This is a genomic window from Achromobacter sp. GW823-FHT04E03 (assembly GCF_058796095.1).
In genome coordinates, this window is record NZ_JBXAIJ010000004.1 from 260,992 (window position 1) to 284,082 (window position 23,091).

Below are 23,091 nucleotides of genomic sequence, written 5' to 3' on the forward strand. Positions count from 1 at the left end.
TGTTGCCCGTCATTGTCGGCCGCGCAGGCGGCCGACAATGACATACGTGATTGCTTTCATTGCTATTGTGTTCGCTGGCGCGAATGCGGTGGGGCGGCAAGCGCGTCCCTATTTAGGTCCAAAGTATCTAGATACTTTCCCCATTTGCGCCTCGGGACCTTCAGGTATATATTTCAAGCCTAAACTATCCAGGTTTAAATATCTGCGGCCGCCAGCTCCAGGAATTCAGAGCGGATGTCGCTTACCACGGAGCGCTACGGCAATGAAAATAGTCTGCATCGGCGGGGGCCCCGCCGGCCTGTATTTCGGTCTGCTCATGAAGCTGCAAGACCCCGCCAACGAAGTCACCGTGATCGAGCGCAACCGCCCTTACGACACCTTCGGCTGGGGGGTGGTGTTCTCCGACGCCACCATGCAGAACCTGCGTGAAGCCGACCCCGTTTCCGCCCAGACCATCGGCGACGCCTTCAACCACTGGGACGACATCGACATCAACTTCAAGGGCCGCAGCATCCGCAGCGGCGGCCACGGCTTCATCGGCATCGGCCGCAAGAAGCTGCTGAACATCCTGCAGGCGCGCTGCGAGGACGTGGGCGTGAAGCTGGTGTTCGAACAGTTCATCCAGGACGACCAGGCCATCGCCCGCGAATACGACGCCGACCTGGTCATCGCCTCGGACGGCATCAACAGCCAGGTCCGTACCCGCTACGCCGACACTTTCCATCCGGACATCGACCAGCGCCGCTGCCGCTTCGTGTGGCTGGGCACCAAGAAGGTGTTCGATGCCTTCACCTTCGCCTTCGTCCAGACCGAGCACGGCTGGTTCCAGGCGCACGCCTACCGCTACGAAGACGGCATGTCCACGTTCATTGTGGAGACGCCCGAGGAAACCTGGCAGGCCGCCGGCATCGAGCAGATGAGCCAGGAAGAGGGCATCGCCTACTGCGAAAAGCTGTTCGCGCCCTGGCTGGATGGCAATCCGCTGATCAGCAACGCTACGCACCTGCGCGGCTCGGCCATCTGGATCCGCTTCCCGCGCGTCATCTGCAATACCTGGGTGCACTGGAACAAGCTCGACACCGCCCGCGGCGAGCGCCGCGTGCCGGTGGTGCTGATGGGCGATGCCGCCCACACCGCGCACTTCTCGATCGGCTCCGGTACCAAGCTGGCCCTGGAAGACGCGATCGAGCTGGCGCGCTGCCTGAGCGGCGCCGAAGGCAGCGTCGAAGCGGGCCTGAAGCACTACGAGGAAGTGCGCAGCGTCGAAGTGCTGAAGATCCAGAACGCCGCCCGCAACTCCACCGAATGGTTCGAGAACGTCGAGCGCTATGCCGACCTGGAGCCTGAGCAGTTCGCCTATTCGCTCCTGACCCGCTCGCAGCGGATTTCGCATGAAAACCTGCGCCTGCGCGACCCCGCCTGGCTGGAAGGCTTCGAGCGCTGGATCGCGGAACGCGCCGGCGCTGCCGCCGCGCCGGGCCAGCGGCCTGCGATCCCGATGCTGACGCCCTATCAGGCGCGCGGCGTGCGGCTGAAGAACCGCATCCTGGTGTCGCCGATGGCCATGTATTCGTGCACCGATGGCGTGCCGGGCGATTTCCACCTGGTGCACCTGGGCGCGCGCGCCATGGGCGGCGCGGGCCTCGTCATGGTCGAGATGACCTGCGTGTCGCCGGACGGCCGCATCACCCCGGGCTGCCCGGGCCTCTGGAACGACGAGCAGCGCGACGCGTTCGCCCGCATCGTCGGCTTCGTGCATGGCAACAGCGATGCCCGCATCGGCCTGCAGCTGGGCCACGCCGGCCGCAAGGGTTCCACGCAGCTGGGCTGGCAGAAGATCGATCATCCGCTGGCCGAAGGCAACTGGCCGCTCTTGTCGGCGTCGGCCCTGCCTTACATCGAAGGCGTGTCGCAGACGCCGCGCGCCATGACGCGCGCCGACATGGACGATGTGCGCGACAACTTCGTGGCCGCCGCCCGCCGCGCCGAGCAGGCTGGCTTCGATTGGCTGGAGCTGCACTGCGCGCACGGCTACCTGCTGTCCAGCTTCATCTCGCCGCTCACGAACCACCGCAGCGACGAATACGGCGGCAGCCTGGAGAACCGCCTGCGCTTCCCGCTGGAGGTGTTCCATGCCGTGCGCGCGGTATGGCCCGAGAACAAGCCCATGTCGGTGCGGATCTCCGCCAGCGACTGGGTGGAAGGCGGCATCACGGCCGATGACGCGGTGGAGATCGCGCGCCACTTCAAGGCAGCCGGCGCCGACATGATCGACTGCTCGTCCGGCCAGGTCAGCAAGGAAGAAAAGCCGGTCTACGGCCGCATGTTCCAGACCCCGTTCGCGGACCGCGTGCGCAACGAGGCCGGCATTCCGACGATCGCGGTGGGCGCCATCTTCGAGGCCGACCACGCCAACGGCATCATCGCCTCGGGTCGCGCCGACCTTTGCGCGCTGGCGCGTCCCCATTTGGCTGACGCCTCCTGGACGCTACGCGAAGCGGCGCGAGTGGGCTACCGTGATGTTTCATGGCCGAGCCAGTACTTCGCAGGCAAGCGCCAACTGGAAACCAACTTCGAACGCGCCGCGGCCATGGCGCAACTGGATATCAAATGAACGCAACTCCGCTCCCGCTGGCCGGACGCCACGCCCTGGTGACGGGCGGCGCCCGCGGCATCGGGCTGGCCTGCGCCCGGGCGCTCTTGCAGCGCGGCGCGCGCGTCACGCTGCTGGGCCGCGATGGTGCGGCCCTGGACGCCGCGGCCGACAGCCTGGCCAGCCTGGGCCAAGTGCAGGCCGTCAGCGCCGACATCGCCAACGAAGCCTCGGTGCGGGCGGCCTTCGCCCAGGCCGAGGCCGAGTTCGGCCCCGTGCTGGTGCTGGTGAACAACGCCGGCCAGGCCGTCAGCCAGCGATTTGACCGTACGGACGCGGCGCTGTGGCAGTCCATGCTGGACGTCAACCTGACCGGGACCTTCCACTGCATCCAGGCCGCGTTGCCCGGCATGCTGCAGGAAAAATGGGGCCGGGTAATCAACGTGGCCAGCACGGCCGGCCTGATCGGCTACGGCTATGTCAGCGCCTATTGCGCGGCCAAGCACGGCGTGATCGGCCTGACCCGCTCGCTGGCGCTGGAAACCGCGCAAAAGGGCGTCACGGTCAACGCCGTGTGCCCCGGCTACACCGAAACCGACATCGTGCGCGGCGCGGTGTCGAACATCGTCGAGAAGACCGGCATGACGCCGGACGCCGCGCGCGCCAAGCTGGCCGAGCGCAACCCCCAGGGCCGCCTGGTGCAGCCCGAGGAAGTGGCCGAGACGGTCGCCTGGCTGGCCCTGCCGGCCTCGGCCTCGGTCAATGGCCAGGCCATCGCCGTCGACGGCGGCGAAGTGATGACCGGCTGAAGCCGGCGCCCCATCCACCCCAATTCACGAACGGAGACACCATGAGCACCCAGCCCGAAGAACACACCATGAAACACCACAAGCGTCCGTTTGCCGGCTACCAGGCCAAGACGTTCCTGTGGCAGGTGTCGGCCGACGGCAAGATCGGCACGGTGACGCTGAATCGCCCCGAGCGCAAGAACCCGCTGACGTTCGACTCCTACGCCGAGCTGCGCGATCTGTTCCGCGCGCTGGTGTACGCCACCGACATCAAGGTCGTGGTGGTGACGGGCGCGGGCGGCAACTTTTGCTCGGGCGGCGACGTGCACGAGATCATCGGTCCGCTGACCAAGATGAGCATGCCCGAGCTGCTGGACTTCACCCGCATGACGGGCGATCTGGTCAAGGCCATGCGCGCTTGCCCGCAGCCCATCGTGGCGGCGGTCGACGGCATCTGCGCCGGCGCGGGCGCGATGGTGGCCCTGGCCTCGGACATGCGCCTGGGCACGCCCGCCGCGCGCACCGCCTTCCTGTTCACGCGCGTCGGCCTGGCCGGCGCCGACATGGGCGCCTGCACCTTGTTGCCGCGCATGATCGGCCAGGGCCGCGCGTCCGAACTGCTCTACACGGGCCGCGCAATGACGGCGGAAGAAGGCGCCAGCTGGGGCTTTTTCAATGCCCTGCATGAACCCGGCGCGCTGGCCGATGCCGCGCAGACGCTGGCCGCGCAGCTGGCCGCGGGCCCGACCTTCGCCCACGGCGTGACCAAGAAGCTGCTGCACCAGGAATGGAACATGGGCGTGGACGAGGCCATCGAGGCCGAAGCCGAGGCCCAGGCCATCTGCATGCAGACGCGCGACTTCCGCCGCGCCTACGAGGCCTTCGTGGCCAAGCAAAAACCGGTGTTCCAAGGGGACTGAGCATGCGCGACGCAAGCTGGCTGGATTGGCCTTTTTTCGACGATGCGCACCGCAAGCTGGCGCACGAGGTCGACGCCTGGTGCGAAGCGTCCCTGGGGGACGTGGATCACCATGACGCCGACGGCGCCTGCAAGAAGCTGGTGCGCGCCATGGGCGAGGCCGGCTGGCTGCGCTACGCGGTCGCGGGCGGCCCTGGCGGCGCCTGGGGCGGCGCGCTGCCGGAAGTGGATTCCCGCGCCGTGTGCATTCTGCGCGAAACCCTGGCGCGCCACGAAGGGCTGGCCGATTTCGCCTTCGCCATGCAGGGGCTGGGCAGCGGCGCGATTTCGCTGATGGGCTCGGACGAACTGCGCCAACGCTATCTGCCGCGCGTGGCCCGCGGCGAGGCCATCGCGGCCTTCGCGCTGTCGGAACCCGACGCCGGCTCCGACGTGGCCGCGCTGGCCTGCGAAGCCAGGCTGGAAGGCGACCACTACGTGCTGAATGGCGCCAAGACCTGGATTTCCAACGGCGGCATCGCGGATTTCTATTGCGTGTTCGCGCGCACTGGCGAAGCCCCCGGCGCGCGCGGCATCAGCGCCTTCGTGGTGGATGCCGACACGCCGGGCTTCGAGGTCAGCGAACGCATCGACCTGATCGCGCCGCACCCGCTGGCGACCATCACGTTCGACAACTGCCGCATTCCGGCGTCGCACCGGCTGGGCGACGCGGGCCAGGGCTTCAAGCTGGCCATGATGACGCTGGACATCTTCCGCGCCTCGGTGGCGGCTGCCGCGCTGGGTTTTGCGCGCCGCGCGCTGGACGAAGGACTGGCGCGTTCCAAGTCGCGCCGCATGTTCGGCCAGACGCTGTCGGACCTGCAACTGACGCAGGCCGCGCTGGGCGACATGGCGACCGCCATCGACGCGTCTGCGCTCCTGACCTACCGCGCGGCCTGGATGCGCGACGTGCTGAAGCAGCGCACCACGCGCGAAGCGGCCATGGCCAAGATGACGGCCACGGAATCGGCGCAGACCGTGATCGACCGCGCACTGCAGATGTTCGGCGGCGCGGGCGTGGTGTCGGGGATGCCGGTGGAGAAGCTTTACAGGGAAATAAGAGCGCTGCGGATCTACGAAGGCGCGACAGAAGTGCAGAAGTTGATCATTGCCCGTGAACTGCTGAAGGCGTAAGGCAGCCATCGAGCTCCGTCGTCCCGGCACAGCAACTACACCGCAATAGCAAGGGGAATTCCATGGAAGCATCCGCCCACATCGACACTTTCGCCCGGGACAATCTGCCCCCGGGCGAACAATGGCCAGAGTTCCTGCTCGACGGCCCCGACGTGGCCTATCCGAAACGCTTCAATTGCGCGGTCGAACTGGTGGACGCCATGGTCGAGCGCGGCCATGGCGAGCGCGTCGCGCTGCGCTGGAGCCAGGACGGCAAGCAGGCCACGATGACTTACCGCGAGCTGGCCGCGCTGACCAATCGCATCGCCCGGGTGCTGGCCGAAGACATGGGGCTGGCGCCGGGCAACCGCCTGCTGCTGCGCGGGCCGAACAATCCCATGATGGCCGCCTCGTGGCTGGCAGCGATCAAGGCCGGTCTGGTGACGGTGCCGACGATGCCGCTGTTGCGCGCCAAGGAACTCAAGCAGATCATCGACAAGGCGCAGATCCAGGCCGTGTTGTGCGATGCCCGCCTGAAGGACGAGGCGGAGTTCTGCACCCAGCCCAGCCATGAGCATCATTGCCCCGGCCTGACGAAGGTCATGTACTTCAACGACAAGGCGCCCGATGCGCTGGATGCGTTGGCGGCGGCCAAGCCGGACGATTTCAAGGCCTGCGATACGGCGGCGGACGACGTGTGCCTGATCGCCTTCACCAGCGGCACCACGGGCGCGCCCAAGGGCTGCATGCACTTCCACCGCGATGTGCTGGCGATGTGCGACCTGTTCCCCAAGCACGTCATCAAGCCGGGTCCGGACGACATCTTCTGCGGCACGCCGCCGCTGGCCTTCACCTTCGGCCTGGGCGGCCTGTTGTGCTTCCCGCTGCGCGTGGGCGCGAGCACGGTGCTGGCCGAGAAGCTGTCGCCGGAAAGCCTGCTGCAGCTGATCCAGGATTTCCGCGCCACCATCGTGTTCACGGCGCCCACGTTCTACCGCCAGATGGCGGCGCTGGTGGGCAAGTTCGACCTGTCGTCGCTGAAGAAGAGCGTGTCGGCGGGCGAGGCGCTGCCGGACGCGACGCGCCAGCTCTGGAAAAAGGCCAGCGGCATCGAGATGATCGACGGCATCGGCGGCACGGAAATGATCCACGTGTTCGTGTCGAGCCCGCCGGAGTCGGTCAAGGCCGGCGCCATCGGTCGGGTGGTGCCGGGCTATGTGGCGCAGATCGTCGATGACGACATGAATCCCGTGCCCAACGGCACGGTGGGCCGCCTGGCGATCAAGGGGCCGACCGGCTGCCGCTATCTGGCGGACGAACGCCAGCGGCGCTTCGTGCAGAACGGCTGGAACCTGCCGGGCGATACGTTCCTGCAGGATGACGACGGCTACTTCTTCTATCAGGCGCGCAACGACGACATGATTGTTTCGGCGGGCTACAACATTGCCGGCCCCGAGGTCGAGGACGCGTTGCTGCGCCACGAAGCCGTGGCGGAGTGCGGCGTGGTGGGCGCGGCGGACGACGAGCGCGGCCAGGTGGTCAAGGCTTTCGTGGTGCTCAAGCCGGGCTATGAGGCCGGCAGCGAGCTGGTCGCGGCGCTGCAGCAGTTCGTGAAGGCCAATATCGCGCCCTACAAGTATCCCCGTGCCATCGAGTTTGTCGATGCGCTGCCGCGCACCGAAACCGGCAAGCTGCAGCGCTTTGCGCTGCGCAAGATGGCCTGAACCGGCAACAAGGAAATTCCATGGCAGCCCCTTTCATCAGCCAGGTCGAAGTCCGCTTCCGTCATTGCGATCCGGCGGGCATTGTTTTCTATCCTCGCTATTTCGAGATGATCAACGACTTTGTCGAGGAGTGGTTCGACAAGGGCATGGGGTTGCCGTTTCATGCGCTGCACGTGGAGCGGCACATCGGCACGCCGATGGCGTCGGTGCAGTGCGATTTCAGCGCGCCCAGCCGCTGGCACGAGCGTTTGCGCCAGGTGCTGGAAGTACAGCGCATCGGCGGCGCGTCGTTCAAGGCGCTGGTGCGTTTCGAGGGGCCGGATGGCCAGTTGCGCTTGTCGGCGACGCTGACGATCGTGACGGTGGATTTGCGGACGATGAAGTCCATGCCGCTGCCTGCGGATCTGCGGGAACGCATGCAGGCTTATCTGGTTCCCGCGGCGTAAGCGGCGGGGATCGTTTGCTTTTCTTAAATATAGGATGACGTTATGAAGATTCTGCAACCGCCGGATTGGATGGCGCCCCGGGGCTATTCGAATGGCGTGCTCACCGAGATGCAGGTGGGCAGCAAGCTCGTATTTGTGGGCGGACAGGTGGGGTGGAATGGCCAGCAGCAGTTCGAGACCGACGATCTGGCGGAGCAGGTGCGCCAGACGCTGGCGAACATTGTTGCGATTCTGGCCGAAGGCGGCGCCAAGCCTGAGCATATCGTCCGGATGACGTGGTACGTGACGGACAAGAACGAGTACGTGGCGGCGTATCCGGCCATCGGCAAGCACTACCGCGAGTACATCGGCCGGCATTTCCCGGCGATGACGGCCGTGGAGGTCGCGGACCTGGTCGAGGACCGCGCCAAGGTGGAGATTGAGGTTACTGCCGTGGTGCCGGCGCAGTAACCGCCGGTTGCTCCTGAGCGCCGAGGGCCGGCTGTCGTCCGGCCTTCGGCGTTTTTTTGCAGGCTCTGCGTGCTGTGGGCTCTATACAATCGACCCATAAACCAAGGAGCCAGCCTCATGTCCCTGAACTCTGACGCGGTACGCCTGTTCCTGGGTGTGGTGGATGCCGGCTCCCTCAGCGCCGCCGCCGAGCTGCTGGGCCACACGGCGTCGGGCGTCAGCCGCGGCCTGTCGCGGCTCGAGGAAGACCTCGGTGTCATCCTGATCAACCGCACCACCCGTCGCATGGAGCTGACCGAGGAGGGCAAGCATTTCCTGCCCAAGGCCCGGCATATCGTCGCGTCGCTGGACGAAGCCGAGGACTGCATGCGCATGGTGCATCAGCGCCCGGCCGGCCGCCTGCGGGTGGACGCGTCGGTGCCCGTCATGCTGCATTGCGTGGTGCCGCTGGTGGCGGAGTTCCGGCGGGAATACCCGGCGATCGCGCTCGAACTCACCAGCAACGACCGCATCGTGGATCTCATGGAGCATCGCACCGACGTGGCGCTGCGCATGGGACCGCTGACGGATTCCACCCTGCATGCGCGCACGCTGCGGCCGTCGCCCCGCTGGGTGATGGCCAGCCCGGATTACGTGGCCCGGCGCGGCGCGCCGCAGACGGTGGAGGACCTGGCGACGCATGAAGTGCTGGGTTTCACCCAGCCTGAAAGCCTGAACGTCTGGCCCTTGCGCCACGCTGGCGGGTCCAGCTATCTGGCGGTGCCGACGCTGGCGACGTCCAGCGGCGAGACGCAGCGGCAACTGGCGGTGCGCGGCGTGGGCATCGCCTGCCTGTCCGATTTCGTGGTGCGCGAGGACGTCAAGGCCGGCCGGCTGGTGAAGCTGATGGAAGACGTGCACACGGACTATCTACAGCCCATGCACGCGGTGTATCACCGCAACACGCAGCTCTCGCGGCGCATCGCCTGTTTCCTGGATTTCTTCGCGGCGCGGATCTGAACCCGCGCCGCGTTTGGCATGACGCCTAGGCGTGCAAGGCGCGGCCAAAGGCCGACAGCACCGATTCGTGCAGCGTTTCCGACAAGGTCGGGTGCGCGAACACGGTGTGCATCAGGTCTTCCTCCGTGGCTTCCAGCGAGGTCGCCACGCCGTAGCCGGTAATCAGCTCGGACGCTTCCGGGTGGATGATGTGCGCACCCAGCAGCTCGCCGCTCTTGGCGTCGAACACCGTCTTTACCAGCCCCTGGTCCTCGCCCATGGCGATCGCCTTGCCGTTGCCGGCGAAGGTGAACTTGCCCACGCGGATGTCGCCGCCGGTCTTGGCGGCGTGTTCGCGGGCGCGGGCTTCGCTCATGCCGATGCTGGCGACCTGCGGATACGAGTAGGTGCAGGCCGGGATGCGCAGCGGATCGATGGGATGCGCGGGCTTGCCGGCGATGGCCTCCACGCACAGCACGGCTTCATGGCTGGCCTTGTGGGCGAGCCACGGCGCGCCGGCCACGTCGCCGATGGCATAGACGCCGGGCTCGGCCGTGCGGCACAGGCCGTCGGTGACGATATGGGTCCTCTCCACCTTGACGCGGGTCTGCTCCAGGCCCAGGTTCTCGACGTTGCCGACGATGCCGGCGGCGACGATGACACGATCCACTTCCAGCTCGCTGCGCTGGCCTTGCCGGTCCAGCGTCACCTTCACGCCGGTCGCGGTCAGCGACGATGAGGTCACGGCGCATTGCGTCAGCACGTGGATGCCCTGCTTCTCGAAAGCCTTGCGGGCCAGCGCCGAGATCTCGGCGTCTTCCTGCGGCAGGATTTCCGCGGTCATGTCGATCAGCGTGACCTCCGCGCCCACGGCGCGGTAGAAGCTGGCGAACTCCGCGCCGATGGCGCCCGCGCCCACCACCAGCAGCGACTTCGGAATCTCGGCCGGGACCAGCGCCTGGCGGTAGGCCCAGACGCGTTCGCCCAGGGGCAGCGCCGGCAACTCCCGGGCGCGCGCGCCCGTGGCCAGGATGATGTGCTTGGCCGACAGCGTGCTGCCATTGTCCAACGCCAGCCGGCCGCCGCCCGCCAGCTTGGCGCTGGCGGCGAACACGGTCACGCCGTTCTTCTTCATCAGGTGCGCCACGCCCTGGCCCAGGCGGCCCGCCACCTTGCGTGAACGCGCCACCATGGCGGCCAGGTCCGGACGCGCTTCGCCCGCGCCCGCCACGCCATAGTGCGCCGCCTCGCGGCAGGCGCGCAGCACGGTGGCGCTGTGCAGCAGCGCCTTGGTGGGGATGCAACCCCAGTTCAGGCAGATGCCGCCGAGTTCGGCGCGCTCCACCAGCGCGACCGACATGCCCAGCTGGGCGGCGCGGATGGCGGCGACATAGCCGCCGGGGCCGCCGCCCACCACGACGAGATCAAACGTAGTCTTGGTCATGGCGGGGCTCACAGCAGGATGCGCACGGGGTTTTCGATCAGCGTGCGGAAGGCGGCCAGCCAGCGCGCGCCCACCGCGCCGTCCACCACGCGGTGGTCCGCGGACAGGGTCACGGTCATGACGGTGGCGGCGGCCAACTGGCCGTCGCTGTCCACCACCGGACGCTTCTCGGCCGCGCCCACCGCCAGGATGGCGGCCTGCGGCGGATTGATGATGGCGGCGAACTGGCTGATGCCGTACATGCCCAGGTTGCTGACGGTCAGCGAGCCGCCGGTGAATTCCTCGGGCTTGAGCCGGTTGATCTTGGCGCGGCCGGCCAGCTCGACGATTTCGCCGGCAATGGCAGACAAGGATTTCACGTCGGCATCGCGCACGATGGGCGTGACCAGGCCGCCGTCGGTGGCCACTGCCACCGAGATATCGGCGCCGGCATGGTATTCGACGGCGTCCTCGTGCCAGCTGGCATTGACCTCCGGCACTTCGCGCAGGGCCAGCGCAGCGGCGCGCACGATGAAGTCATTGACCGACAGCTTCACCGCGCCGCCCTGGTTGGCCTGGGCGCGCAGCGCCAACAGCGCGTCCATCCGGCAGTCCACCGTCAGGTAGAAGTGCGGCACGTTCTGCTTGCTTTCGGTGAGACGGCGGGCGATGGCGCGGCGCATGCCGGTATGCGGCACGCGGCGTGCGGCCGGGCGGCCGGCCAGCGGCACGGCTGCCGCGGCCGGGGCGCGGTCTCGCGCCGCTTCCACGTCGCGGCGCACGATGCGGCCGTGCGGGCCGGTGCCGGTCACGCCCAGCAGATCCACATGCCATTGCGCGGCCAGGCGGCGCGCCAGCGGACTGGCGAACAAGCGGCCGCCGGGGATCGGGGCGTTGCTGGCGGCAGCGGCTGCCTGCGGCGCGGCCGCAGTGGCAGGGGCGGCGGCCGCAGGCGCGGGTTCGGCGGTTGGCGCGGCCGCGGGCTGCGCGGCGGCGCCGGCCTCTGCCAGCGCGCGGTCGATGGCCGAAGCGTCCTCGCCCTGCGCCAGCAGCACGCCGATCACGGTGTTCACCGGCACGGAGGCGGCGCCGGCCTGGACCACGATACGGCCCAGCACGCCGGCCTGCTCGGCATTGATCTCGACAATGGCCTTCTCGGTTTCGATTTCGGCCAGTGCGTCGCCCACGGCGACGGTGTCGCCTTCTTTCTTGAGCCACTGGTGCAGCGTGCCGCCCGAGGTGTCGGCCGCAACGGAGGGGAGCTTGATAAGGTGTGCCACGATGTTCGTCCTATTCAGCGGCGCCGGCCAGGTCTGGCCGGTAGGTGGCGGGATCGTCGTATTCGACCAGTTCCAGCACATTGCCTTCCGGGTCGCGGAAGAACGCCAGCCAGGTGCCGGGGCGCACTTCCATCGGCGCGGGCTTGCTGTCGAAAACCACGCCCCGGGCTTCCAGTTCGCGCACCGCGCCGGACAGGTCGCGCACGATGAAGGTCAGGTAGGTTGCGCCCTGGCGGTCCAGGATGGCCGCGCCGCGCGCGGCGGCCTCCGGCGCGGCGGCGGGTTGCAGCAGCTTGATGCGTTCGCCATAGCTGGTCTGCAGGCGCGCCACGTCGTAGCCATGGCGCGTGAGGCCGGTGGCCTGGGCCTTGTCTGCCGGCACGCTCACGCGGTTGACGAGCTTCAGGCCCAGGACCCCGGTATAGAAGGCCAGCAGCGCGTCCAGGTCGGCGCAGCAGATGCCGACTTCCATCGGCACGGTCATGTGCAGGGATGCGCTCATGCCTGTTCTCCCAGGTCGGCCAGCACGTCGGCCAGGCCGGCCATGACTTCCTCGGTGTCCGCGAAGGCGGCGCGCTCCAGCACCTTGGAGATGCTGGGCGAGGCTTCGCCGCCGGTCACGCGCTTGACTGGCTGGTCCAGCCAGTCGAAGTAGCGGCGCTGGATCTCGTCGGCCAACATGGCGCCGTAGGAGGTGCCGCGCGCGCCTTGCTCCACGATCAGCACGTTGTTGGTCTTCATGATGCTGGCGCCGATGGTGTCCCAGTCCAGGCTGGCGCGGTCCAGCGTGCGCAGGTCGATGACCTCGGCGTCCACGCCGGCGGCTTCCGCCGCCTTGAGCGCGCGGCTGACCATGGACAGATAGGTCAGGATGGTGACCTTGCCGCCCTCGCGGCGCACGCGAGCCTTGCCAAACGGGATCGCATAGTCCAGGTCGTCCGCGGGCACCTCGCCCGAGGAGGCGTACAGGTCCACGTGCTCGATCACCAGCACAGGGTCCTTGGAGGCCAGCGCGGTGTTCATCAGGCCGACGTACTCGTAAGGCGTGGACGGCGCGACCACGCGCCACCCGGGCGCGGTGGCGAAGATGCCGGCCGGATCCATCGAGTGCTGCGAGCCGTAGCCCGTGCCCATGGCGACCTTGGTGCGCAGCACGAAGGGCACGTCGATGTCGCCGCCGAACATGTGGCGGGCCTTGCCGATCTGGTTGAAGATCTGGTCGGCCGCGACCCACATGAAGTCGGGGTACATGAATTCCACGATAGGGCGGTAGCGGCCGTCCATGGCCAGGCCGCCGCCCAGGCCGGCGAAGGCGTTCTCGGAGATCGGGGTGCCCAGTACGCGGTCGGGATACTTGTCCTTCAGGCCGCGCGTGGCGCCGTTGGTGCCGCCCTTCAGGCGGTGCACGTCTTCGCCCAGCACCACCACGCCGGGGTCGGTTTCCATGCGGCGGTCCAGCACGTCGGCCACCGCGTCCACGAACTTGCGCTCGGCGGACTGGCCTGCGTAGTCGGCGGCTTCCTGGTAGCGCAGGCCGGCCAGTTCCGAGCCGTCGCTGCGCAGGCCCACGTCGCGGAAATCGGGGCTGGGCCAGAGGTCGGCGCGCACGCGGCGCTTGCCGCCGTCGGCGGCTTCGGTCAGGCGGCCGGAAACGTCCTTCATGACGTCCTTGCAGCGCTGACGCAGGGCGTCCACTTCGGCTTGCGTGATCAGCTTGCGGGTGATCATTTCCGTGGCGATCTTGTCCAGCGGATCGCGGCGGCGCCATTGCGCTTCCTCGTCCTTGCTGCGGTAGCCGAAGGCGCTGCCAGGGAACGGGCCGTTCTGGTGGAAGAAACGGTACACGTCCACTTCGACGATGGTGGGGCCGTTGCCCGCGCGCATGTGCGCCACGGCTTCGGACATGGCCAGGTGGACCGCCAGCGGGTCCATGCCGTCCACCTTCCACGACGGGATGTTGAAGGCCAGGCCGCGCGCCGACAGGCGCGGTTCGGCGGTGGACTCTTCGACCGTGGTGGACACCGCGTAGCGGTTGTTCTCGATGAAGAAGCACAGCGGCGTCTTCCAGGCCGCGGTCAGGTTCATGGTTTCCAGCACCGAGCCGATGTTGACCGCGCCGTCGCCGAAGTAGGTCACGGCGACGCGGTCGGTGCCGGCATGCTTGTGCGCCCAGCCCGCGCCGGCGGCCAGCGGCACGCCGCCGCCGACGATGGCGTTGGTGCCCAGCGCGCCGGCTTCGAGCCAGCGCAGGTGCATGCTGCCGCCACGGCCGCGGCAGTAACCCTGGGCCAGGCCCATGATCTCGGCCAGCGTCTTCTGCAGGACTTCATCGATGGCGGGCGTGAGCGGATCGAGCGGGTCCAGGCCCAGCGGGGCGACGTGCTGCAGCGCCTTGGCCAGGAACTGGTGGTGGCCGCGGTGCGAACCGTTGATCTGGTCGCCGGCGCCCAGCGCCAGCACGGAACCGACCGCGCCGCCTTCCTGGCCCACGGACGAGTGCGCGGGGCCGTGCACCAGGCCTTCGGCGGCCAGGTCGAGCACGGCTTCTTCAAAGGCGCGGATCCAGTGCAGCTGGGTCAGCATGGTGCCCAGCAGGGCCGGGTCCGCCTGTTGCCAGTCCTTGGCGTCTACCGTCAGTTGCCGCCAGGGCGCTTGGGACTCAAGCGGTTGGTGGGTGGCCATGAGTGAATCTCCAGAGATGTGTGTATGCGTTCTTGCGATTAGAGGTAGCTGTAGCGGCTCCAGCCGCCGTCGGCCACCAGGGTGTGTCCGTTGACATAGGCGGCCTGGCGCGAGGCCAGGAACACCGCCAGGTCCGCCATTTCGGCGGGTTGCGCCAGGCGGCGCAGCGGCGTGCGCTGCTTGAGGCGTTCGGGGTCGAGCCGGCCGCGCGCGGCCAGGTCGCGCACCAGGTCCGTTTCCACGTAGCCCGGCGCCAGCGCGTTCACGCGCACGCCCATGGGGCCCCATTCCACGGCCAGGGTCTCGGTCAGCAGCACCACCGCGCCCTTGGTGGCGCAATAGGCGGCGCGGTCGGGCGCCGCCACCACGCCGTACATGGAGGCCAGGTTGATGATGCTGCCGGCGCCAGCGGGCACCATGCGGCGGCCGGCGGCCTGGGCGCACAGGAACACGCCGGTCAGATTGATGTCCACGGCGCGGCGCCACTCGTCCACGGTGACTTCCAGCGTGGGCTTGTTGGCGGAGACGCCGGCGTTGTTGACCAGCACGTCGATGCGGCTCCAGGCCTTTTCGACCTGTGCGAAAGCCTGCTCGACCGCGTCGGCGTCCGTGACCGACGCTTGCACGGCCAGCGCCTCGCCGCCCAGGGCAGTCAGGCCGGCGACGGCTTCGTCCAGCGCCGTGGCGTCCATGTCCAGCAGCGCCACGCGCGCGCCCTGGCGCACGAAGGCCTGCGCCGTGGCCAGGCCGATGCCCTTGGCGCCGCCGGTGATGACGACGCTCTGGCCGCGCAGGTCGGGATGGATGACTTCCGGAGTTTGGTCCAAGATGTTTGCCTCTTAGCGATGTATATGCCGGCGCTCAGACCGCCAGCCATTCCTGGACCACGTCCTGGCGCTCATGCAGCTGCGCGGGCGGTCCTTCGAAAACGATGCGGCCATGGCCCATCACGCTGACGCGGGTGGAGACCTTCAGCGCGATGGTCAGCTTCTGCTCCACCAGCACCACGGACACGCCGCGCTTGTGGATGTCGCGGATCACGTCGGCGATCACTTCCACGATCTTCGGCGCCAGCCCTTCGGTGGGTTCGTCGATCAGCATGACCTTGGGGTTGCCCAACAGTGAACGGCACATGGTCAGCATCTGCTGTTCACCGCCCGACAGGTTGCCGGCCTTGGTGCCGCGGCGTTCCTTCAGGCGGGGGAAGTAGTCGAACATTTGCTCGGTCGACCAGTAGGGCGCGTCGTCGCGCTTGGGCTGTTCGCCCATGCGCAGGTTTTCGTCCACGGTCAGGTTGGCGAACACCTCGCGCTCTTCCGGTACGAAGCCCAGGCCGGCGCGGGCGATCTCGAAGGGACGTTTGTTGGTGATGTCGCGGCCTTCGATGGCGATGCTGCCGCCGGTCACGTCCACCAGGCCCATGATGCTTTTCATGGTGGTGGAGCGGCCGGCGCCGTTGCGGCCCAGCAGGCTCACGACCTCGCCGCGGCCCACGGTCAGGTCGATGCCGTGCAGGATGTGGCTCTTGCCGTAGTGGGCATGCACGCCTTGCAGGCTCAGCAAGGGGGATTGCGTCGTCATACCGTTTCCTCTCCCAGGTAGGCTTCGCGCACGCGGGCGTCGCCGCGGATGTCGGCCGGCGTGCCGGTGGCGAGGATCTCGCCGTAGACCAGCACGCTGATGCGGTCGGCCAGCGAGAACACCACCTGCATGTCGTGCTCCACGATCAGCAGCGTGCAGTCGCGGGTCACGTCCTTGATCAGTTCGACCGTGTAGTCCACCTCGTGCTGGGACATGCCCGCCATGGGCTCGTCCAGCAGGATGACCTTGGGGCGCGAGGCCAGCGTCATGCCGATTTCCAGCGAACGCTGTTCCGAGTAGTTCAGGTCGCCGGCGGCGGTGTCCTGCTTGGCGGCCAGGCGCACTTTCTCCAGCAGGCGGTCGACGTCTTCGTTGACGGCGCGGTTGCGGGCGATGGGACGCCAGAAGTTGTAGACCAGGCCGTGCATGCGCAGCACCGCCAGTCGCAGGTTTTCGCGCACGGACAGACGCGGGAACACATTGGTGATCTGGAACGAGCGCGCCAGCCCCAGGCGGTTGATGCGCTCCGGCGGCAGGCCGCCGATGGAGCGCGCACGCAGGCTGATGTCGCCCGAGGTTGGCGCGAACGAGCCCGACATCAGGTGGAACAACGTGGACTTGCCGGCGCCGTTCGGGCCGATGACGGCATGGCGTTCGCCGGCCTCGACCTTCAGGTTCACGCCGCGGATGATCTGCGCGTCGCCAAAGGACTTGCGCACGTCGGTCAGGGTCAGGATTTCGTGGCTCATTGTGCAGCCTCCAGCGCGGGAGCGGCTTGTTCGTCGTCGCGCCACAGGGCCAGCGCCCAGCGGCAGGCAGCGAGGCCTGCCAGGAACAACACCAACGGAATCAGCCAGGTCGACAGCGCCAGCGGCGCCCAGTCGTGGCCGAACAGCGGAATGTCGGGCCAGCCGGCCTCGGGATTCATGGCCAGCAGCGACCGGTAGTCGCGGGCGAACATGCGTTGCAGCAGCTCCACCGTGAAGACCGTGGCGCAGGTCAGCAGCAGGCCGCCTGCCACCGAGACCGCGGCGCGCGGCAGCCAGTTGCCCAGGCCGCGCTCGCGCAGCGAACGGGCGGCGCCCTGCACCAGGCCGACCAGGCCGTCCGGCACGAACAGCATCACCAGCACGAACAGGATGCCTTGGTACAGCAGCCAGGAGCGCGTGATGTCGGCCAGCGTCTGCGACAGGAAGGTCAGGATGGACGCGCCCAGCACCGGACCGAGGAAGGCGTTGACGCCGCCGATGTAGGCGAACAGCACCGCGTCGGTGGACAGCTTGACGTCGAACAGCACGTAGTTGCCGGCTTCGATGTTCAGCGCCTGCAGGCCGCCGGCAATGCCGGCGAACATGGCGGACAGCGCGAACACCAGGGTCTTGAGCGTGTGCGGCCGATAGCCCAGGTAGCGCAGGCGGTTGGCGTTTTCGCGCAGGCCCAGCGTCAGCCGGCCCAGCGGCGTGCGGGTCAGGCCGTAAAGCGCGGCCAGCGACACCAGCACCCAGGCCAGCACCAGGAAATAGACCTCGATGTCGGAACCGAAGGTGAAGCCCCAGGCCGGCATGCGCATGGCGGACACGCCCGCCTCGCCGCCGAACACGCTCTTGAGGTGCGGCGCCAGCGCATGCAGCAGCTCGGCCAGCGCCAGCGTGATCATGGCGAAATAGACGCCGGCGCGCATGGTGGCGAACCAGCCCGCGACCAGGCCGAACAGCAGGCCGGCCACGCCGCCTGCCAGCGGCATCAGGGGCGTGGGCAAGAGGCCCGCGCCGCCCAGCGCGTTCATGGCATGGATGGTGGCGAAGGTGCCCACGCCGAAGTAGGCGGCGTGGCCGAAGGACAGCATGCCGCCCTGGCCGGCCAGCAGGTTGAAGGCGCAGGCGAACAGCGCGGCGATCAGCATCTGCACGGCCGCCACCAGCTGGCCCGGGGGCAGCAGCCAGGGCAGCGCGCAGAGCGCGGCCACGCACAGGACGAGGAGCAGGAGGACGGAAGTACGGCGGGTCTGGCTCATGCCTGTTCTCCCTTCAGGCCCGAAGGCTTGACCAGCAGCACCACCAGCATCAGCAGGAAGGGCAGGGTGGCCGCCAGGCTGGAAATCTTCACGGTCATCAGGCCGCCCACGCTTTCGGCCCATTCCCCGGCGCCGAACAGGCCGAACAGGGTCGCCAGGCTGGCGTCGATGCCGACCGAGAACGAGCTGATCAGACCGATCAGCAGCGAGGCGATCATCGCGCCTTCGAGCGAGCCCAGGCCGCCCACCACGACCACCACGAACACCAGCACGCCCAGTTCCAGCGCCATGTTCGGATTGGTGGTGTAGAAAGCGCCCGCGACCGCGCCGGCCAGGCCGGCCATGGCCGCGCCCACGCCGAACACGCTCATGAACACCAGCGGCACGTTATGGCCCAGCGCTTCGGCCATGCGCGGGCGGTAGATGGCCGAGCGCACCACGATGCCGACGCGGGTGCGCGACAGCAGCAGATAGATCACGGCGAACATCGCCAGCGACACGCCGCCCATCAGCAGGCGGTAGAAGGGGTAGTCCGCGTCGAACACGCGGAAGGCCGCGAAGTTGAGGAACTGCGGCACGCGGTAGTCGACCGGAAAGTCGCCGTAGAACAGCTTGATCAGCTCCGCCACGATGAAGGCCAGGCCGAAGGTCACCAGCAGTTCCTGCGCATGGCCGAACTTGTGGACGCGGCGCAGGAAGTAGCGCTCCACGCCCATGCCCAGCAGGCCGGCGATGATGGTGGCCAGGACCAGCGCGGTCCAGAAGCCGGTGACGGGCGTCAGGGTGTAGGCGGCATACGCGCCTATCATGTAGAACGAGGCGTGCGCGAAGTTGAGCACGCCCATCATTCCAAAAATCAGTGTCAGGCCTGCCGACACCATGAATAGCAGCAGGCCGTAAATCACGCCGTTCAACAGCGAGACGGTAAAGTATTCCATGTCCGCTCCAGGATTCTTGCGCTAAGACGACGGACGTCTTGCGAGCGATGCGCACCAGGGTTTTTCCGGCCCGCGCCGGGGGTGCGCTTATTGATCTGCGACGAATGGATGGGCAAGCGCGTCCGTGGCGCCATGCGCAAGCTGGCGACGGACGCGCTTGCAACCCATCAGTTCGGCCGCTGCATCTTGCAAGTGGCTTGCGGCGGCGCCGACACGTCGGCCGCGGCCAGCACCTTGACCGGCTCGAAGCCCATGTCGGTGCCGTCGGCCTTGTACTTGGCGTTCTTGCCGACCTTGGACACCACCATCGGCAACTGCACCTGGTGGTCTTCCGCGCGCATCGTGTAGGTGCCCAGCGACGAGGTGTAGGTGACCTTCTCCAGCGCGCCGGCCAGTTGCGGCACGGACAGCTTGCCGTCCTGCGGCTTCACCTGCTTGAGCGCTTCGCCCAGGAAGCGGATGCCGATCACGGTCTGCGGCTCGGTATAGCTGGGGTAGTGGCCCGTCTTGGCCTTGTAGTCCTCGGCGAACTTGGCGCCTTCCTCGCCCGCGGCCTCGATGTTGTACGGATGGGCGATGTAGTGGCCCAGCGCGACTTCGCCGGCGTTGGCCAGGTTGCCCACCTGGTCCAGGAACACGGTGGCGAAACGGACCTTCAGGCCGGCGGCCTGCGTGGCCTTCATCAAGAGCAGCAGGTCGTTGGACCAGTTGCCCGTGATCACGGTGTCGGGCGTGGCCGAGCGGATGCGCGCCACGTAGGGGGCGAAGTCCTGGATCTTGTTGACTTCGTGCAGCGTCTTGCCGACCACTTCATAGCCATACTGCTTGGCAAAGCGCTCGGTGGCGCCTTCCATGTCCTGGCCCCAGGAGTAGTTCTGGTTGATGGCGTACACGCGCTTGCCCAGCGTGCCGTCGGCCGACATGACCGAGGCCAGCGCCTTCACGCGCAGGTCGGCGTTGGTGGTGAAGCGGAAGTGGTAGAAGTGGCACTTCTGGCCGGTCAGTTCCAGCGCCTCGCCGCCCACGTTCAGGAACACGACTTCCTTGCCCGGGTTGCGCAGGTTGTGCTTGCGCACGTCTTCGGTCAGCTGGCCGGAAATGGCCGACGAGGACCCTTGCACCAGGATCTGCACGCCTTCGGCCGCGGCTGCGCGGAAGCGGTCGGACGCGCCCACCGGGCCGCCCTGGTTGTCGAACTCGACCAGTTCCAGCGGCTGGCCGTTCCAGCCGCCGGCGGCGTTGATGCGGTCCAGCTCATACTTGACCGCGGCGCGGAACATCAGGCCGGTCGAGGCCTGCGGGCCGGACAGCGTCTCGATCAGGCCGATCTTGACGGGCGCGGCCTGGGCCGATGCGGCGATGCCGGCCAGGCACAGCAGGCCAGTGGTGAAAGCCAATTTCATGCGTGTCTCCTCCGTGGGACGGGAGTGTGGTGAATCTGTTGATCAGGCAAGCGCGCGGGCGGGCTTGCGCGGCTCTTCTATGCCCAGGAAGCGGGCAATTTCGGCAATCTGCCCTTCCAGCATGTACAGGCCCGGATGCGTGCGGCAGCCGCGCGCGGCGGCGGCGCGCAGCAGGGGCGTGTCGACGCGGCTCATGACGGCGTCGGCTACGACGGTGCCGGCGGCAAGCGCGTCCAGCTGGAAGGGCAGGGGATCGGTGTCGTTCAGGCCCAGCGAGGTCGCGTTGATGGCGATGTCGCAAGCCTGGGGCGCGGCGCTGGCCACGCTGATGGCCAGGCCGGGATATTGGCGGCTCAGATGAGCGGCGAAGGAGAGCGCCTTGTCGGCGCTGCGGTTGTACAGGCGCAGGCTGGCGGGGCCGGCGTCGGCCACGGCACAGGCGATGGCCTTGCCCGCGCCGCCCAGGCCGGCCAGGTAGACGTGGCGGCCGGCCGGATCATGGCCCTGGCTGCGCAAGCCGGCGACGAAACCCAGTCCGTCGAAGTTGCCGCCGGTGAGCACGCCGTCGCGCAGGCGCACCGCGTTGACCGCGCCGCTTAGCTGGGCCGAGGGCGTCAGCGCGTCGCACAGGGCGGCGGCATTTTCCTTGTGGGGCACCGTCACCACGATGCCGCCCAGATTGGCCAGCCCGCGGATGCCGGCGAACAGGCCGGGCAGGGCGTCGGGGGCCACATGGAACGGGACCATGACCGCGTCCACGCCGCGCTCGCGCAACAGGGCGTTGAGCCGCTGGGGCGTCTTGACGTGCGCGATCGGGTCCGCCGCGATCGCGAAAACGGTAGTGCTGCCGGTGATTTCCACCTGTTTGTCCCCTGCCTGGGTAGCGGCTTGCCGCCGTGTCGTTCCCGACTCTCTTGCCTGAAAGCGCCAGTTGCTTTACGCTTTCGGAATAAGTTGTCAGGCAACTTTATTAAGTTGTCCGATAAATCATAGGGCAAGCGTTTTTCCCGTGTCAAGCGGCGGTTTCGGGAGTCCAATCGGAATTCCAGGGACCGCCGGAAAGGCGCTCAGCCCGCGTACGAGCGTGCTACAGGAGACAGAATGATTTCGTTCGAAGGAAAGGTTGCCGCCATCACCGGCGCGGGCAATGGCATCGGCCTGGCGACGGCGCGGCTGATGGCGGCGCATGGTGCGCGGCTGGTGCTGACCGACATCGATAACGCGCGCCTGGAAGAGGTGGCGGCCGAGCTGGACCCCAGCGGGCAGCGCGTCTACACGCGGGCGCTGGACGTGTCGGCGTCGGCCGACTGCGAACGCGTGTTCGAGGCGGCGGCCAAGCATTTCGGCGGGCTGGACCACCTGGTGCATTGCGCCGGCATCTATCCGGAGCAACTGGTCAAGGACACCAGCGACGAGGCCTGGCGCACGCTGATGCGCGTGAACCTGGACGGCACCTTCTATGTATGCCGCGCCGCCCAGCGCCATTTGCGCCACGACGGCTCCATCGTGTTGCTGACCTCGCTGGCGGCCCAGCGCGGCAGCTATGCGCATGCGGCCTATTCGGCTTCCAAGGGCGCGGTGCAGAGCTTCACGCGCAGCCTGGCGCTGGAGCTGGCGCCGCAGATCCGCGTGAACGCGGTCGCGCCGGGCATCATCGCCACTTCCATGACGCAGGACTTGATCGGACAGAAGGGCGCGCAGCTGCTGGAAAGCACGCCGCTGCGCCGCTACGGCACGGCGGAGGAAATCGCCGGCTCCATCGCGTTCCTGTGCTCGCCGCTGGCCGGTTTCGTCACCGGCGAGGTCATGCAGGTCAACGGCGGCATCTATATCGCGTAAAGTCCCAGGATGGCGCGCCTGCCCATGCCGCGTCCGGTCCGCCAGGCATTCCCATAAACAAGAGGCGGCGCGTCTGCGCGCCGCCCGCAAGTTTCCACCATTCGACCATGCAGCCCAACCAAGAACAGGATCCGCCGCGCGCCGCGCCCAAGAGTTCGCTTTCGGCGGCGCTGGGCGACGCGTTGGCGGAGCAGATCCGCCAGGGGACGCTCGCACCCGGCGATCGCCTGCCCACGGAAAAGCAGCTGACGGAAACCTATTCCGTCAGCCGCGCCGTCGTGCGCGAAGCGCTGGCGCGCCTGAAGTCCGAAGGCCTGATCACGTCGCAGCAAGGCAGCGGAGTGTTCGTCGATCCGAACTTCCAGAAGAACGCGTTCCGCATCGCCGCGCCCACGCCGGGCGACAACCAGGAACTGGAACATATCCTGGAGCTGATGCTGTCCATCGAAGTCACCGCCGCGCGCTACGCTGCGCAGCGCCGCACCGACGCGGATCTGAAGAAGATGCGCCAGGCGCTGGTGGGCATGGAATACGCGCTGCTCAACGACAAGCTGGGCGACGAAGAGGACTACCAGTTCCACCATGCCATCGTGCAGGCGACCCATAATCCGCACCTGGTAGCCCTGAACGATTACCTGGAAGCCAACGTGCGCCGGGTCATCCGCAGCGCGCGCAACAATACGGCGCGCATGTACACCGAACGCATGGCCGCGGTGCAGAGCGAGCATCAGGCGATCTTCGCGGCCATCGACGCAGGCGATCCGGACGCCGCCGGACGCGCCGCCGACCAGCACCTGCGCAACGCCGCGGACCGCTTGCGGCTGTTCCAGGCGGAGCGGCCGGCGCCGGTCTAGGGCGCCGGGGACTGCCTGCCGCGCGGG

The 23,091-nt window shown here is 67.8% G+C and carries 21 protein-coding genes; 10 read left to right on the forward strand and 11 right to left on the reverse strand.

Features of this window, described 5'->3' with window-relative positions:
- Positions 1–262 precede the first annotated feature (262 nt).
- The 8 genes from AC1RHV_RS26330 to AC1RHV_RS26365 all read left to right on the forward strand — a co-directional run bounded on the left by AC1RHV_RS26330 (position 263) and on the right by AC1RHV_RS26365 (position 9,071).
- Positions 263–2,614 carry a bifunctional salicylyl-CoA 5-hydroxylase/oxidoreductase gene (locus AC1RHV_RS26330; RefSeq protein WP_054458914.1) on the forward strand — a complete coding sequence of 784 codons (2,352 nt, stop codon included), beginning with the start codon at positions 263–265 and terminating at the stop codon, positions 2,612–2,614.
- Positions 2,611–3,402 carry an SDR family NAD(P)-dependent oxidoreductase gene (locus tag AC1RHV_RS26335; RefSeq protein ID WP_054458915.1) on the forward strand — a complete coding sequence of 264 codons (792 nt, stop codon included), beginning with the start codon at positions 2,611–2,613 and terminating at the stop codon, positions 3,400–3,402. The genes AC1RHV_RS26330 and AC1RHV_RS26335 overlap by 4 nt, the downstream gene beginning before the upstream one ends.
- A 41-nt stretch (positions 3,403–3,443) precedes the next feature.
- Complete coding sequence (locus AC1RHV_RS26340) at positions 3,444–4,301, forward strand: enoyl-CoA hydratase family protein (protein ID WP_042796271.1); 858 nt, start codon at positions 3,444–3,446, stop codon at positions 4,299–4,301.
- Between the two features lie 2 nt (positions 4,302–4,303).
- The gene (locus AC1RHV_RS26345; protein WP_054458917.1) at positions 4,304–5,473 is read left to right on the forward strand and encodes an acyl-CoA dehydrogenase family protein; all 1,170 of its coding nucleotides are present in this window, start codon (positions 4,304–4,306) and stop codon (positions 5,471–5,473) included.
- A gap of 62 nt (positions 5,474–5,535) precedes the next feature.
- On the forward strand, positions 5,536–7,176 hold the full coding sequence (locus tag AC1RHV_RS26350) for an AMP-binding protein (protein ID WP_492302260.1): 1,641 nt from the start codon (positions 5,536–5,538) through the stop codon (positions 7,174–7,176).
- A 20-nt stretch (positions 7,177–7,196) separates the two neighbouring features.
- Positions 7,197–7,622: an acyl-CoA thioesterase gene (locus AC1RHV_RS26355; protein ID WP_013391343.1), complete on the forward strand. Its 426-nt coding sequence runs from the start codon at positions 7,197–7,199 to the stop codon at positions 7,620–7,622.
- A gap of 42 nt (positions 7,623–7,664) precedes the next feature.
- Positions 7,665–8,072 carry a RidA family protein gene (locus tag AC1RHV_RS26360; protein ID WP_042796274.1) on the forward strand — a complete coding sequence of 136 codons (408 nt, stop codon included), beginning with the start codon at positions 7,665–7,667 and terminating at the stop codon, positions 8,070–8,072.
- A gap of 117 nt (positions 8,073–8,189) precedes the next feature.
- Positions 8,190–9,071 (forward strand): LysR family transcriptional regulator, encoded by an 882-nt coding sequence (locus AC1RHV_RS26365; RefSeq protein WP_175160912.1) that lies wholly within the window; start codon positions 8,190–8,192, stop codon positions 9,069–9,071.
- 25 nt (positions 9,072–9,096) lie between these two features.
- On the opposite strand, the gene lpdA is transcribed toward AC1RHV_RS26365, so the two are convergent.
- From lpdA to AC1RHV_RS26420, 11 genes are all read right to left on the reverse strand, one after another.
- Entirely contained in the window at positions 9,097–10,494 is a 1,398-nt protein-coding gene (lpdA, locus tag AC1RHV_RS26370) for a dihydrolipoyl dehydrogenase (protein ID WP_492302261.1), read from the reverse strand.
- A gap of 8 nt (positions 10,495–10,502) precedes the next feature.
- On the reverse strand, positions 10,503–11,753 hold the full coding sequence (locus tag AC1RHV_RS26375; protein ID WP_492302262.1) for a pyruvate dehydrogenase complex dihydrolipoamide acetyltransferase: 1,251 nt from the start codon (positions 11,751–11,753) through the stop codon (positions 10,503–10,505).
- A gap of 10 nt (positions 11,754–11,763) precedes the next feature.
- Positions 11,764–12,255 (reverse strand): VOC family protein, encoded by a 492-nt coding sequence (locus tag AC1RHV_RS26380; RefSeq protein ID WP_492302263.1) that lies wholly within the window; start codon positions 12,253–12,255, stop codon positions 11,764–11,766.
- Positions 12,252–14,435 (reverse strand): alpha-ketoacid dehydrogenase subunit alpha/beta, encoded by a 2,184-nt coding sequence (locus AC1RHV_RS26385; RefSeq protein ID WP_492302264.1) that lies wholly within the window; start codon positions 14,433–14,435, stop codon positions 12,252–12,254. Before AC1RHV_RS26385 ends, AC1RHV_RS26380 begins: the two co-directional genes overlap by 4 nt.
- Positions 14,436–14,473: 38 nt before the next feature.
- Positions 14,474–15,262 carry an SDR family NAD(P)-dependent oxidoreductase gene (locus AC1RHV_RS26390; RefSeq protein ID WP_054458930.1) on the reverse strand — a complete coding sequence of 263 codons (789 nt, stop codon included), beginning with the start codon at positions 15,260–15,262 and terminating at the stop codon, positions 14,474–14,476.
- 34 nt (positions 15,263–15,296) lie between these two features.
- Positions 15,297–16,016, reverse strand: a complete 720-nt coding sequence (locus AC1RHV_RS26395) for an ABC transporter ATP-binding protein (RefSeq protein WP_054458931.1) — start codon at positions 16,014–16,016, stop codon at positions 15,297–15,299.
- Positions 16,013–16,765 carry an ABC transporter ATP-binding protein gene (locus AC1RHV_RS26400; protein ID WP_054458933.1) on the reverse strand — a complete coding sequence of 251 codons (753 nt, stop codon included), beginning with the start codon at positions 16,763–16,765 and terminating at the stop codon, positions 16,013–16,015. The genes AC1RHV_RS26395 and AC1RHV_RS26400 overlap by 4 nt, the downstream gene beginning before the upstream one ends.
- A complete protein-coding gene (locus AC1RHV_RS26405; RefSeq protein WP_492302265.1) occupies positions 16,762–18,030 on the reverse strand; it encodes a branched-chain amino acid ABC transporter permease in 1,269 nt (422 codons plus the stop codon). The genes AC1RHV_RS26400 and AC1RHV_RS26405 overlap by 4 nt, the downstream gene beginning before the upstream one ends.
- Positions 18,027–18,968, reverse strand: a complete 942-nt coding sequence (locus AC1RHV_RS26410) for a branched-chain amino acid ABC transporter permease (protein ID WP_054458937.1) — start codon at positions 18,966–18,968, stop codon at positions 18,027–18,029. The genes AC1RHV_RS26405 and AC1RHV_RS26410 overlap by 4 nt, the downstream gene beginning before the upstream one ends.
- 167 nt (positions 18,969–19,135) lie before the next feature.
- Entirely contained in the window at positions 19,136–20,371 is a 1,236-nt protein-coding gene (locus AC1RHV_RS26415) for a branched-chain amino acid ABC transporter substrate-binding protein (RefSeq protein WP_054458939.1), read from the reverse strand.
- A gap of 42 nt (positions 20,372–20,413) precedes the next feature.
- A complete protein-coding gene (locus AC1RHV_RS26420) occupies positions 20,414–21,232 on the reverse strand; it encodes a shikimate dehydrogenase family protein (RefSeq protein ID WP_119450286.1) in 819 nt (272 codons plus the stop codon).
- 240 nt (positions 21,233–21,472) lie between these two features.
- Between AC1RHV_RS26420 and AC1RHV_RS26425 the strand changes: the two genes are divergently transcribed.
- Both AC1RHV_RS26425 and AC1RHV_RS26430 read left to right on the forward strand, forming a co-directional pair.
- On the forward strand, positions 21,473–22,210 hold the full coding sequence (locus AC1RHV_RS26425; protein WP_013396517.1) for an SDR family NAD(P)-dependent oxidoreductase: 738 nt from the start codon (positions 21,473–21,475) through the stop codon (positions 22,208–22,210).
- Between the two features lie 107 nt (positions 22,211–22,317).
- Positions 22,318–23,064 (forward strand): FadR/GntR family transcriptional regulator, encoded by a 747-nt coding sequence (locus AC1RHV_RS26430; protein ID WP_054458942.1) that lies wholly within the window; start codon positions 22,318–22,320, stop codon positions 23,062–23,064.
- The last annotated feature ends 27 nt before the right edge of the window (positions 23,065–23,091 follow it).